Origin of the sequence: Cellulomonas soli (assembly GCF_052036975.1) — a bacterium.
Taxonomy (GTDB): Bacteria; Actinomycetota; Actinomycetes; order Actinomycetales; family Cellulomonadaceae; genus Cellulomonas; species Cellulomonas soli_A.
The window spans coordinates 58030-71157 of the sequence record NZ_JBQIAR010000001.1 but is presented as its reverse complement, the minus strand read 5'-3'; the positions used below and the strand labels follow the sequence as shown (position 1 = coordinate 71157).

Sequence of the window (13128 nt, the reverse complement as noted above, 5' to 3'; positions counted from 1 at the left end):
CCGACCTAGCCTCGGCCGCTCGCTGCGCACCCGGCGAGGAACGCCTCGACCTGCGCGGAGATCTCCGCCGCGTGCTCGTGGTGCACGTAGTGCTCGCCGACCAGCGGCACATCCTTCGCGCACCCCGAGCCGCGCAGGTAGTCCGTGGACGCCGCGTCCCGCCAGGACGGGCGCTCACCGGCGGGGTCGGCCGTGAAGACCAGCACCGGTACGTCCGGCGCGAACGTCAGGTCGTGCACCTCGTCGACGGCCTCCTCCAGGTGGTCCGCCTGCCACACGACGTTGCTGCTGATCGCCGACCAGTTCGACACCGTGCTCTGCAGGGCGAGGTTCTGCTCGCTGTACCCCTGGGCGGCCGTCGCGCCGCTGAACATCTGCGGGTCGTCGCCGCCGATCGCCTGCATCACGCGGACCCAGCCGCCGCGGGCCAGCAGGTCGAGGGACGCCGGGATCGGGTCGGCGAACGGGTCCTCCTCCTTCTCGGCGGCGGGCACGACGTCGTCGGCGCGCGGCATCGTCGGGTCGAGGCCGACCACGGCGGCCGTCCGCTGCGGGTACGCGTCGGCGAACGCCTGGGCGTACAGCCCACCGATCGAGTGCGCGGCCATGACCACGGGACCGTCGATCCCGGCCGCGTCGAGGGCCTGCTCCACGTCGGCCGCGACGTCGTCGGGCAGCATCGGGTCGTCCGTCGCGTCGCTCCACCCGTAGCCGAACGGCTCGACGACCGCGACGGTCGCCCAGGTCGACAGCTCGCGGGTCAGCGGCTCGAAGTCGAGCACCGGTGCGGCCGTGCCGAATCCCGGCAGCAGCACCACCGTGGTGTCACCGGATCCCGACACGGCCACGTGCATGGTGTGCCCGTCCACCTCGACCAGCTCGCCCGGTGCCGGGTGCGCGTCGCGCTCCTGCGCGGTCATCACCGCGTCGGTGACCTTCACTCCGACGACGGTGAGCACGACGAGGGCCAGCAGCCCGCCGAGCACCCACCGCAGCCGTCGCCGCACCCTGCTCCACCGCGTCGTCCCACGGTCGTCCTTCTGCGTCTCGCTCATGCACCCGAGCCTGCCGCCGGGGTCCTGACCTGCGCATCCGTCCGCGACGGCTGTCTGACGGTGCGCAGGTCATCCGCCGGCCTCAGGCGGTGTGGTCCGTGCGGATGACATCGGCCGCCCGGGGAGTAGTCCCGACACCTGCGTCGCGCGTGAGCGTCACGAACGCGACGACCGCGCCCGCGAGGCAGCACAGCAGCACCACGGCCATCGGCGTCGCGGTCGTCTCGCCCCGGATGCCGACCAGCGGTGAGACGATCGCGGCCAGCGTGAACTGCCCGAAGCCGAGGAATGCCGACCCGGTGCCGGCGTGCGCCCCGGTCTGGGCCAGGGCCAGGGTCGTGGCGTTGCCGAACACCAGGCCGAGCGAGCCCTGGAACACGGTGAACAGGGCCAGCGTCGGCACGGTCGGCACCCCGGCCAGCACGGCCACCAGCAGCCCTACCCCGACGGCACCCGCAACGACGAGCCCGAGTGCGATCATGCGTCGGTACGCGACCTTGCCGGCCAGCGAGGCGGCGGCGCCGCTGGTCACGGTGATGGCGAGCGCGTTGAGGCTGAACACCAGGGTGAACGTGGTCTCGGACAGGCCCAGGACGTTCTGCACGACGAACGGCGAGGCGGCGATGTACGCGAACAGGGCCGCGAACGCGAAGGCGAACGTCAGCAGGTAGCCGACGTACGTGCGGTCGCCCAGCACGTGCCGGACGTCGGCGAGCGTCGCCCGGAGGCCGCCGCGCGTGCGCGCTGCGGCGGGCAGCGACTCGTGCACCAGCAGCGCGGCGCCGACGAGCATCGCGAGCACGAGGGCCGCCTGGACCCAGAACACGCCGCGCCAGCCGACGGTCGCGATGATCGCGCCGCCGCCGAGCGGTGCGGCGACGGGCGCGATGACGCTGATGATGAGGAGTACGCCCAGCAGGCGGGCGGCCGCGGCGCCGCGGGAGGTGTCGGCGACGATGGCGCGGGCGAGCACGACCCCGGCGGCCCCGCTGAGTCCCTGGATCAGACGGGCGCCGGCGAGCACCCCGACGGAGGGCGCGAGGGCGCACGCGACGCTCGCCACCAGGCAGAGCAGTGAGCCGAGCAGCAGAGGCCGACGGCGGCCGATGCGGTCGGAGAGCGGGCCGACGACCAGCTGGCCGACGGCCAGGCCCACGAGGAACGCCGTGAGGGTCAGCTGGATGCCGGTGGCGCTCGTGCCGAGGTCGTCGGCCATGTCGGGGAACGCCGGCAGGTACATGTCGATGGCGAGCGGGGCGACGGCGGTGAGCAGCGCCAGGACGACGACGAGCGCGGGGGTGGCCGGTCGTGCGTCGAGGCCGGGTTCGAGGGGGAGCTCGAGGGGGCCGTCGAGTGGGCGGTCGAGCGGGAGCGCGTGAGGCATGGGAGTCCTTGTGTATATGCACAGATATATATGATCAAATATAAAGTAGCATGAGCCTGTGAGCGCCCCGATCGACGAGCCGACGGCAAGCCGTGACCTGGCCGCCACGCTGCGCGACCTCGCCTGGACCGTCCACCGGCACGCCCCCGAGGTCGCCGGGTTCGACCCGCTGCCCGCCACCGAGCTCGCCGTCCTCCGGCACGTCATGGACACCCCCGGCATCACCGTCAACGAGCTGTCCCGGCACATGGGCCTGCGGCAGTCCAACACCAGCGCCGCCGTCCGCACCCTCGTCGAGCGCGGCCTCGTCGCGCGCGAGGGGAGTCCCGCCGACCGGCGCATCACCCACGTCGTGCCCACCGACCTGGCCCTCGCCGACCACGAACGCATCGCCGCCGCGTGGTCCGGCTCCATCCGTGAGGCGCTCGCCGACCTGGCTGCCCGCGACCCGCAGCAGGCCGCCGTCCTCGAGGCCGCTACCGCCGCGCTCGCAGCCCTCGACGCGGCGCTGCGCGCGCAGCAGGTCGCGCAGCCGCGGAGCCGGTGAGCTCGTGGCCTGGGCCGAGGGAGCTCGATCCTGCGACGAGAAGGACAACCGGCACTAGCGTTCGCAGGGTGACCCTTCCCCCGGCTCGTCCCCCGCGCTCGACCTCGCTGACCGGACCCGTCTGGCTGACCGTCTCCGGCGTCGTCGTCCTGCTCGTCGCGCTCGGCGTCGGCATCGGCGTCGTGGTCCTGCTCGTCCGGACGGCCAGCTCGGGCGTGCTGACCATGGACGGCCACGTCGGCTCCGGTGTCATCGCCGAGGTGGACGCACCCGGCACGGGCACCGTCGAGCTCGAGGCAGGGGAGCGGTACGCGCTGCACCTGGTCACGCCCGGCTACGGCGACGACGCCGACCTGCTCGGCGACGTCGAGCTCACCTCACCCTCCGGCGACACCGTGGACGTCGACGGCAGCCCCGCGGTGCACATGGAGACGACCATGGGCAGCTGGCACGCCGAGAGCGTCGCCGCGTTCATCGCCCCCGAGGACGGCGTCTACGACATCACCGTGCCGTCCGCGGACGTCGACGACGCCCGCGTGCTCGTGGCCCCCGACCAGGCCTTCGCGCCGTTCTTCGCCGGCATCTTCGGTTCCGTGCTCGGCGTGTTCGTGGCGATCGGCCTCGGCATGCTCGGTCTGGGCCTCACCATCGGCGGCATCATCTGGTGGGTGTTCCGCTCCCGCGCCCGCCGCGAGGCAACCGCCTGACACCCGCGTGCGCGACGGATCGACGGGCATGTCGGTCTTCTGAGGGGCAACTCCATGAAGACGACTGCTCCCCTTCGGGGGAGTGGAGGTGCGCTGGGGCAGGGCCGCACTCAGGGCGCGTGCGGCACCCGAACACCATCGAGTTGAGGACCTTCCTCCGAGCCGTGCCCGGATGGTCGATATCGACTGGGTGAATCCGGTCATATGGGCCGGTGTAATGGCGTAAATAACGTTCGTCTAGCCATACATGACTTCCTGTGGCTACGCTCCCGCTGCGCCATGTGCCCGCTGTGGCCCTGCGCACCGGCTGGTGCATACCCGCTGGTCAGGGACGGGCCGGCCATCGGTGGCCGGGGCAAGGGGCGTGGTTGTGCGTTCTCATGCGGTGCGTGACGCAGGGCGGGTTCGTCAGGCCGGTATCTGGGCGGCGCTGCTGTCCGTGGTGCTGGCCTTCGGGCAGGCGGAGTTGGCGGTGGCCGCCGACGACCCGGTGGCCGAGGATGCGCCGACAGCCGTAGCGCCGGACGAGGTGGCGCCGCTGACGTCGCCTGAGCTCTCGACGACGCCATCGTCGGTTGTGACCGGCACGCCGGAGGTTCTGCCGGTCGACCCGACGGAGCCGACGCTCACCCCCACAACCAAGACCACGGGGTTGGACCTGGCGACCTCGGTCCTGGTTTCGCAGGACGAGTCGTCGACCGTCTACCGCAACGCCGACGGGACCTACTCCACCGTGCTGTCCAGCGAGGCGCAGCGCGTCGAGGACGCGGCGGGCACATGGGTCGACTCGTCCACCCGGGTGGCATCTCTCCCCGACGGGGGAGGCGTTGTCGGCGCGCACCCGCTCTCGCCGCGATTCGCCAGTTCGGGAAGCTCGAACCGGCTTCTTCAGCTCGAGCGGAACGGCGCCGAGGTGCAGATCCGGCTCATCGGGGGCCGGGCGTCGCGGCTGTCGCGCCACGGCTCCGTCGCGGAGTACGAGGACGTGCTGCCGGGAGCGGACCTCACCTACGAGGTCACGCCGGGTTCCGTGAAGGAGTCGGTGGTCCTGGCTGCGGCTCCCCGTCGCGCGACCACCTATCGGTGGCGCATCAGCGGGACCGGGTTCACGGTGCGCGACGGCGAGTCGGGGGCCATCGAGCTGGTGTCGACCGCAGACGGCTCCGTGGCGATGACGATCCCGCCGGCCGTGATGGTCGACTCCTCCGGTAAGGACCAGGTGTCGGAGCCTGCCACCGTCAACGCGCCCATGTCGGTGACGCCGGACAAGAACGGCTGGGTGCTGTCGGTCACGCCGGACCTGGAGTGGCTGCAGTCGCCTGATCGCGTGTACCCGGTGTCGGTGGACCCGACCGTCCAGGCTACGGGCCAGATCGGCGTGCACGCCTACAAGAGTGACGGCACCGTGATCCAGGACGGCTACGCCCGCATCGGCAACTCGAGGGACAACGGCGACCGGTACTGGCGCTCGATGTTCACCTACAACTACACGCAGTTCGCCGGTAGCCAGGTGCTCGACGTGCAGGAGCAGGTCGGCGTGGTGGCCGGGACGGTGAACGGCTACAGCGCGCAGACCGGCTGGGCCAAGGCGTTCGCATACGACTGCGTGGGCTCGGTCGTCGCGACGACGGCGATCGACTCCGCGGGGGTCTTCAACACAGTCCCTCTGACCCAGATGTACGCGACCTGGGTCGCGGGCGGAGGCAGCGGCGCCTACGTGCACTTCACGGGGCAGGAGCAGGCGGGCCTCTACACGTACAAGAAGCTGGCCTCGAACCTGGTGGTCACGACGGCGCAGTTCCCCACCTCGGCGCAGGTGGCACCCGCGAACGGTGGACGGACGTCGTCGGCGCCGACCCTGCAGGGGTCCTTCTCCGACCCCGGTGGCTCCGAGTGGATCCAGCGGTTGTTCCGGGTCGGCATCACGCCGACGGTCGACGACAGTGCGGTCTACGACTCGGGCTGGGTCGGGCAGGACTCGGTCACGTTGCCCGCCGGGCGCCTCGCTGAGGGCACGACCTACTACTGGAAGGCCTACGTCCGCAACGCGTGGGACGGCGCCTACGGGGTGTCGACCGTCCGCGCCTCCGGGGTCCGGTCGTTCACCACGAACACGGTGCCCAAGGTCAATCGGGCGGCGGTGACCGTGGACGGGGTCGCCGTGCCGACTGCTGGGACCGCCACGATCGTCACGACCTGGCCGACGTTCTCCTGGCCGGCCGTCACGCCGGACTCCGACGGTGCGGTCCAGTACATGGTGCGGATCGCCACCGGTGGAGATGCCACGACCGGGACGGTGGTCTCCTCAGGCTGGCAGACCGGGACGTCGTTCCAGGTGCCCGAGGGGTCGCTGAGCGACGGCGGGGTGTACTCGTGGACCGTGCTCACCAAGGACCCGCTCGGTGAGGGCGCCGTGCCGTGGACCGGGAAGTTCGTGGTGAACCGCCGCCTCGCGGAATCGGGTCCGTCCCCGACGGAGCAGGTCGGGCCGGTGACGGTGAACCTCGCGAACGGCAACGCGGGCCTGCGGTTCGCCTCGCCCACAGTCTCCACGGTGGGCGGGCCGATGGGTCTGTCGTTCTCCTACAACTCCCAGGCGTCCCGCACCAAGGGGCTGCTCGGTCGCTACTACGCGGCGGGGACGACGCCCTCGGCGTTCACGTTCCCCGCGGGGACCGAACCGTTGACGACCCGCGTCGACCCGTCACTCAACTTCAGCTGGGTGCTCGGCTCGCCGTCGCCGTCGGTGCCGGTCGACCAGTTCGCGGTGCGCTGGACGGGCTACGTGACCGTCCCGACGGACGGCCAGTGGACGTTCGGTGTGGTGCAGGACGACGGGGCCAGGGTCAAGATCGGCAGTACGACCGTCCTCGACCGCTGGTCCGACCAGGCGGGTGGACCGAACTGGGGTTCGGCGATCGGGCTGACCTCGACGACCCGCTCAGCCATCCAGGTCGATTACTACGAGAACGGTGGCGGGGCGACCTTCTCGCTCTGGGCGAAGGGCCCGGGGTACCCGAACGGCATCGTGGTGCCGTCGGACTGGCTGTCCCCGACCTTCGAGACCCTCCCTGCCGGGTGGTCCGCGTCGAGCGCCCTGGCCGGTGACGCCTCCGCGTACGTCTCGGCGTCGGTCGAATCCGGCTCCGTGGTGCTCACCGACGAGACCGGGACCACCCACACGTACACGCGCACGTCGGCCGGCGGGTACACGCCGCCGTCGGGGGAGTACGGCGTCCTCGGGTTGTCGTCGTCGGGCCAGGTGAACCTGACCGATTCCGACGGCACGGTGTACGTCTTCGGCGCGAACGGCCGGCTCGAGTCGGCCACGTCTCCGGAGGACTCGAAGACCCCGGCGACCCCCAAGATGACGTGGCGGACCGGGACGGGTCAGCTCGACGCAGTCACTGATCGAGCGTCGGGCAAGAAGGTGCGGTTCTTCTACGCCGGTGACACCGCGCCCGAGGGGAGCGGAGCCGCCTGCACCGTGCCTCAGGGCTTCGCGGCGCCCCCGGCCGGGAACGTATGCCGCATCGTCTACCCGTCGGCGTCGGGCACGGGGGTCGGGTCGTCGACGTTCCTCTACTACGACGCCTCGGGCCGGCTCGCCCGGATCGTCGATCCGGGGACGGAGGTCACGGACTTCCAGTACGCGGCGACCGGTGAGCTGACCGGGGTACGGACGCCCGCGGTCAACGACTGGCTGGCAGCCGACAGCGCCCGGGTGGCCTCCGACGCCAACCTGGTGCAGATCGCCTACACGGCCGAGGCGGGGCGGGTGCGCAAGGCCGCCTCGGTGACCCTGCCCGCGGCCGACGGTGCCAGCGCCGAGGGTCGTCTGTCGACCACGTTCACGTACGTCGCCCCGACGGGCACCGTCAACGGCACCACGTCGGTGGATCGCACGGGTGTCACCGGCGCTGCCACCGGGCACGCGCGCACGGTCACCTACGACCGCACGCTCCGACAGGTGACCGACACGAGCGCCTCCGGGCTGACCTCGAGCCAGGTGTGGGACGCGACGAAGGACCTCGTCTACTCCTCGACCGACCCCGCGGGCCGGACCTCGACGACCGTGTACGACGCCCGCGACCGGGTCACGGACACGTACGGTCCGGCCCCGACGGCGTGCTTCGGCGCGGACCGCCGACCGCTCGCCTCGTGCCCGATCACGCCGGCGCACACCGCCACGGCGTACGACCAGGGGATGCAGGGGCTGAGCGTCTCGTTCTACAACAACCCGAACCTGTCGGGTCAGCCTGCGTCGTTCGGCCTCGGCATCGGCTCGTCGACCACCGTCAACTGGGGCACCGGTGTGCCGGACCCGGCGATCACTGCGGCCGCCTGGAGCCTGCGCATGACGGGCGTGGTCAACTTCCCCGCAGCCGGCACCTACACGCTCAGCGCGGGAGGCGACGACGTCGTCAAGGTGTGGATCGACGACCTCCTCGTCCTGGCACCGCCGAACCTGGCGACGAACTCCGTCGCGGTGGTCCGGGCGGCCGCGGGTCCTGCCCGCATCCGCGTCGACTACGCGAACACGGGCGGGCCAGGCTCGCTGAACGTGACCTGGGCGGGTCCAGGCCTCACCGGGACGACGCCGATCCCGTCCTCGGCGCTCGAGCCGGACTACGGCCTGGTCACCTCGACCAAGGTCGATGACGCGGCTCCGGCCGGCAACCCCGCCGTCGCCTCCACCCAGGTCCCGGGCACCACGACCACGACCGGCTACGGGAAGGCGCCGTGGCTCGGTCACGCGGAGACCTCGACCGAGGACGCCGGTGGGCTGGCCCTGACCACGACGACCGCGTTCGAGGCCCCAGGCGTTGGCTTCGGCCGACGGATCGGCAAGTGGCTGCCGGCCGCGACCGCCGCGGGCACGCTCGACGCGGCCCACGGCTACACGTACACCTACTACTCGGCGACGGACACGCAGCCCAACGTCTGCGGGGTCCCGGCGGGTGCGCTGCCCGCGGGTCTGCCGAAGTCCGTCGTGGAGCCGACCCCGGCGAGCGGGTCGGCCGTGAGCACGACGTTCGTGTACGACCAGTGGGGCCGCGCGGTCGGCTCGAAGAAGGCGGGCGACGCCGACTGGACGTGCGTGACGTACGACGAGCGCGGGCGTGTCACGAAGACGACGTACCCGTCGACGGGCGGGACGGCACGCGTGGTCACGACCGACTACGCGGTCGGAGGTGATCCTCTGACGTCCGCCACGACCGACAGCTCACTGACGGCGGCTGGCTCCGGTGGAGGAGTCGTCTCGGGCGCGAGCGATCTGCTGGGACGGGCCGTCCGATACACCGACGTGTGGGGTGTGGTGACCGCGACGACCTTCGACGCTGCGGGTCGGCCCCAGGAGTCGAGCACGACCGTGCCCGGTGGCGGGACCTTCACGACGGGCCAGCAGTACGACGCCGACGGCAACGTCACGGCTGTCACCGACGGCGGCAAGCTGATCGCGTCCCCGACGTACACCGCTGGTGACCTCACGTCGGTCGCCTACCCGTCCGGTGACGGCAACGCGGGCAACGGCACGGCTCTCGCTATCGGTCGGGACGCGACCGGTGCGACGACGTCGTTGGCGTGGTCCTTCGCGGCCGGGGTGAGCCTGACTGATCGCGTGGTGCGTTCCCAGTCGGGTCGGGTGCTGACCGACACGGTCAGTGACGGGTCGGCGACGTCCACCTCGTCGTACTCCTACGACGGCGCCGGGCGCCTGGTGAAGGCCTCCATCCCGGGCCACGAGCTCAGCTACGAGTTCGCGGCGACGGGCGGTTGCGGGGTCTCCACTCGAGCGGGCCTGAACGGGAACCGCACGGCCGCGAAGGACGTGTTCACGTCCGCCGGCGTGACGACCACGAGCACGACGGCCTACTGCTACGACTCCTCGGATCGCCTGACGGCCACGACGGTGACGGACCCGGTGGTCGGTGCGAACCCCGTGGCCGGCACGAACCTGTCGCAGCAGGCCGGCACGCTGGCCTACGACGCGCGCGGCAACACGACCGCTCTGGCCGACCAGACGCTGACCTACGACGCGTCGAACCGGCACGCCTCCACCACGGTGGCGGCCACGACGGTGACCTACCAGCGTGACGCGTCCGACCGGATCGTGGCCCGCTCGGTCTCAACCCCGGGTGGCACGAGTGAGGAGTTCCGGTATGGGTTCACCGGTGGCGGAGACAGCCCCGACCTGGTGCTGAACGGTGAGGGTGCCCTGCTGCAGCGCACCCTGGCGCTGCCCGGCGGTGTGGTCGTCTCCCTGCCGACGGGCGAGCAGGCCACGTGGTCCTACCCGAACGTGCACGGCGACGTGGTCACGACCGCGGACGCGGCCGGCACCCGTGGAGCGCTGAGCAGCTACGACCCGTTCGGCCAGGTCCTCGACCCGGCCACCGGCGCCATCGGCACCATCACTGCTGATGACGCAGGCCCGGACAACCAGCCCGGCACAGCCGACAACGGCTGGGTCGGCTCCCACCAGAAGCTCGACGAGCACACCGCCACGATCGCCACCATCGAGATGGGCGCCCGCCAGTACACGGCAGCGCTGGGCAGGTTCCTCTCGGTCGACCCAATCGAAGGCGGGTGCGACAACGCCTACGCCTACCCTGGCGACCCGATCAACTCCTTCGACCTCGACGGTGCCTTCGCTCTTCGGAAGTGGATCAAGGTTGGTGTGATGGCGATTGGCGTCGCATCGGCGGTGGCTTGCGTCGTGGCTAGTGCAGGGATCTGCGCGGGAGTGCTGGCTGCCGCCACGGTGGCCTCGGTCAGCAACAACGCATGGGCAGCAGCTCACCATGAGATGTCTTGGAAGCAGGCTACGGTCAATAGTGTGATCGATGTGGGGACCGCGTTCATTCCAGGCGCGCGTGCCGCTTCGGGGATCAGGGCTGTTGAGAACAGTGGTTTGCAGCTCGCGCGCACCTCAAGGCTTACAAGGGCGATGCCAATCGTAGGCGCCCGTTCGAGTGCAACCCTGAGGTCGGCTTGGCGCGCAAGGCCCACCAGGACAGCGCTGCGTTCAGCGTCCTACGTGTACGGCGCATGGCGCAGTGTCACTGGCCGGAACTGGTAGGGGGGAAGGAAGAGACCATGGAGATCGGCGCCATACTCGTGTTCTCGTCGGTGATCTTGGCGCTCCTCGTTCTGGGCTCCCTGCGGAATCACAGCGGCGTGAACTTCGAGCTAGATGCCAGTCGCGGCGCCATTCGCGGAAACCGGATTCGCGGGACGCTCGTCATTATCAGCTTGGCGGCCCTTTCGGCGGGACTGCATCTCGAGAAGGGGGGCTCGTTGCAGGCCCTGACTTCAATTCCAGGACTCGTGTTTCTCCTGGCTCAGATGATCTCAGGTGCCACGTTTGTGCTGTATAGGCCGAAGTTCGACGCCAGTGTGCTGGAACCGAGTCCGCGTGGACGTTTCGCGCAGCCCGTAAGGCGCCTCACTCGGCGGTCACGGAGAATCTGGCTCGGCAGTTTCCTCAGCTCGGTAGCGGCCTCAATCGCCACCTCATTGCTCGCAGTGCTGTAGCGGACATTCCTCGGGGCAGTCAGCAGCGCATTCAATGGAACGCCGCGACCTACCAGCGCGACGCGTCCGACCGGATCGTGGCCCGCTCGGTCTCGACCCCGGCGGCACGAGCGAGGAGTTCCGGTACGGGATCACCACGCAGCAGGGTGGCGATGATGGAGAGCCCGGGCGGCCTGGGCCAGGTGCTGCAGTCGATGACGGTCCTCCCCTTGGTCGCGGCTGTCGTCAGCCTCCGCGACCACAGCGGCTGGAAACGTCGAGATCGACGCCTGGCCGGCGACCGTCCGTGGTCTCAGGGTGTGCGGCACGCTCGTCCTGATGGGGGTCTCGATGGTCGCGCTGGGGCGGCTGCTCGCGTCGGGATCGGATCTCATTCGCCTGGGGCTGGCCCTGATGGCGGTCGCCGGGGCCGTGCCGTTCCTCGTGTACCGGCCCTCGGCAGCACCGGGCGACCCGGGTGCGGCCCCTCAGCGCGCGCACCAGGTGTCGCGCCCGAGGTTCCAGCGGCCGATCGTGGGTCGCCTTCGCTACTGCCATCCGCCCGGGGGCATGCTCCGGATCGCCGACCGACGCCTGTCCTGGCTGAACGCGCCGGGAGGTATCGAGTACCCGGTGCCGTTGGGCGGGTTGCGCTTCGTGCGCAGCCGGGCCGATGGCCCGTGGGCGGTCGCGGAATGCATCGACGGCGACGTGGTGGTCGAGATCCGGTGCCGGGCTTACGCTCGGCGTCACGTGCGAGCCGTCCTTGAGCACTGACGAGCGGTTCGTCGGCGGAACCTGGTTCAGCGTCGACGACCACGACTACGCCCTCTCGAAGTCGCTGGCGGTGCTGACCTTGTCCGACGACGGTGTCCGGGTGTCGGTGCGCTACGGGGCGATGACCTGGCTCACCGCTGCACCTGCCCGCGAGCGGGGGTGCCGGTGCCGCTGGACCGGTGGGAGCTGTGGTCGGCACCGTGGGCCGACGCGCTCACGTTGGCGTGCAGCGGTCGGGCGTTCGGTGTTGTCTCGGGGACGTCGGGCGCGTGCCGGTTCACGCTGCGGTCCCGTCGGCAGGCCGCGCGGCTGAGGGCGCGTCTGCACGAGCTGGGCGTGCCCGTCGAGGAGGTGTACCCGTCCAGGCGCTTCCTGCTGCAGCGGGTGCACCCGGACCTCGATCGAGTGCGCGCGTTCCCGCCGCTGCTCGGGCGATGTGGTCGGACGTCCTCCAGGTCCCGTAGCGGGGCCGACACCGCGCGGGACGCACTGCTCGGCGCCCTCGCGCTCGCGGGCAGCGCATGGTTGGTCCGGCAGGAGGGCGATGCGGTCATGGCCGTGCCGCTCGTCATGCTCGGGCTGTGGCTCGTGGTCTCTGCCGGTCGTGACCTGATCCGGGGTGCGTTCCACCTGCGGCGCTCCTCGGCTCGTGGCGACGCACGATGACGCGCACGGACCTCGGTACCGCGGAGCTGACCCTTCACGGCGGGACGTACGCGCGGGTGTCCGACGTGGTCCTGACGTTGGCCATCCCTCAGGCCGTGCTCCGAGCTACCGCCGACGGGGTCGTCGTCGAGCCGCGGCACGTCCTCGCGCGGGTGCTGGGTCGGGGCTTCGCGCGGGAGGTCGGGCCCGACGACTGGGTGACGCGCGGGACGCTCTGGTCCGAGCAGTGGTCGGACATGGTCGAGGTACGCGCTCGCGGACGTCGCCTGGGTCTGGTCAACCGGGCGGGTGACCGCTGCAAGTTCACCGTCTCGCGCCGCCGAAGGATGGACGAGCTGGTCGCCCTGCGCACCGGGCTGGGTATCCACGTCGAGCCCTTGCGCCCGACCTATCGATTCATGCCGTGAGCCCCTTCTCGGGGCCGGACCTGGACGCTCGGCCGCCGGTCACCGTCGCCCCGGCGCGCTCCGAGGC

At 71.0% G+C, this 13128-nt stretch carries 9 protein-coding genes; 7 read left to right on the top strand and 2 right to left on the bottom strand.

The genetic code is table 11. The features are described from left to right. Positions 1-5: 5 nt before the first annotated feature. Positions 6-1055: an alpha/beta fold hydrolase gene (locus ACTHAM_RS00335; protein WP_440683601.1), complete on the bottom strand. Its 1050-nt coding sequence runs from the start codon at positions 1053-1055 to the stop codon at positions 6-8. An 82-nt stretch (positions 1056-1137) separates the two neighbouring features. Beyond that, complete coding sequence (locus ACTHAM_RS00330) at positions 1138-2439, bottom strand: multidrug effflux MFS transporter (RefSeq protein ID WP_440683599.1); 1302 nt, start codon at positions 2437-2439, stop codon at positions 1138-1140. Positions 2440-2497: 58 nt separating this feature from the next. Here ACTHAM_RS00330 and ACTHAM_RS00325 point away from each other — a divergent pair, with 58 nt between their 5' ends. From ACTHAM_RS00325 to ACTHAM_RS00295, 7 genes are all read left to right on the top strand, one after another. Beyond that, positions 2498-2986, top strand: a complete 489-nt coding sequence (locus ACTHAM_RS00325) for a MarR family winged helix-turn-helix transcriptional regulator (protein WP_440683597.1) — start codon at positions 2498-2500, stop codon at positions 2984-2986. Between the two features lie 68 nt (positions 2987-3054). Further along, complete coding sequence (locus tag ACTHAM_RS00320; RefSeq protein WP_440683595.1) at positions 3055-3693, top strand: hypothetical protein; 639 nt, start codon at positions 3055-3057, stop codon at positions 3691-3693. 385 nt (positions 3694-4078) lie between these two features. Then, complete coding sequence (locus ACTHAM_RS00315) at positions 4079-10777, top strand: PA14 domain-containing protein (protein WP_440683593.1); 6699 nt, start codon at positions 4079-4081, stop codon at positions 10775-10777. 17 nt (positions 10778-10794) lie between these two features. Beyond that, positions 10795-11232 (top strand): hypothetical protein, encoded by a 438-nt coding sequence (locus ACTHAM_RS00310; RefSeq protein WP_440683592.1) that lies wholly within the window; start codon positions 10795-10797, stop codon positions 11230-11232. Between the two features lie 297 nt (positions 11233-11529). After that, positions 11530-11988, top strand: coding sequence for a hypothetical protein (locus tag ACTHAM_RS00305; protein WP_440683590.1), 459 nt, complete (start codon positions 11530-11532; stop codon positions 11986-11988). Between the two features lie 159 nt (positions 11989-12147). Then, complete coding sequence (locus ACTHAM_RS00300; RefSeq protein ID WP_440683588.1) at positions 12148-12654, top strand: hypothetical protein; 507 nt, start codon at positions 12148-12150, stop codon at positions 12652-12654. Continuing rightward, entirely contained in the window at positions 12651-13061 is a 411-nt protein-coding gene (locus ACTHAM_RS00295; RefSeq protein ID WP_440683586.1) for a hypothetical protein, read from the top strand. The genes ACTHAM_RS00300 and ACTHAM_RS00295 overlap by 4 nt, the downstream gene beginning before the upstream one ends. The last annotated feature ends 67 nt before the right edge of the window (positions 13062-13128 follow it).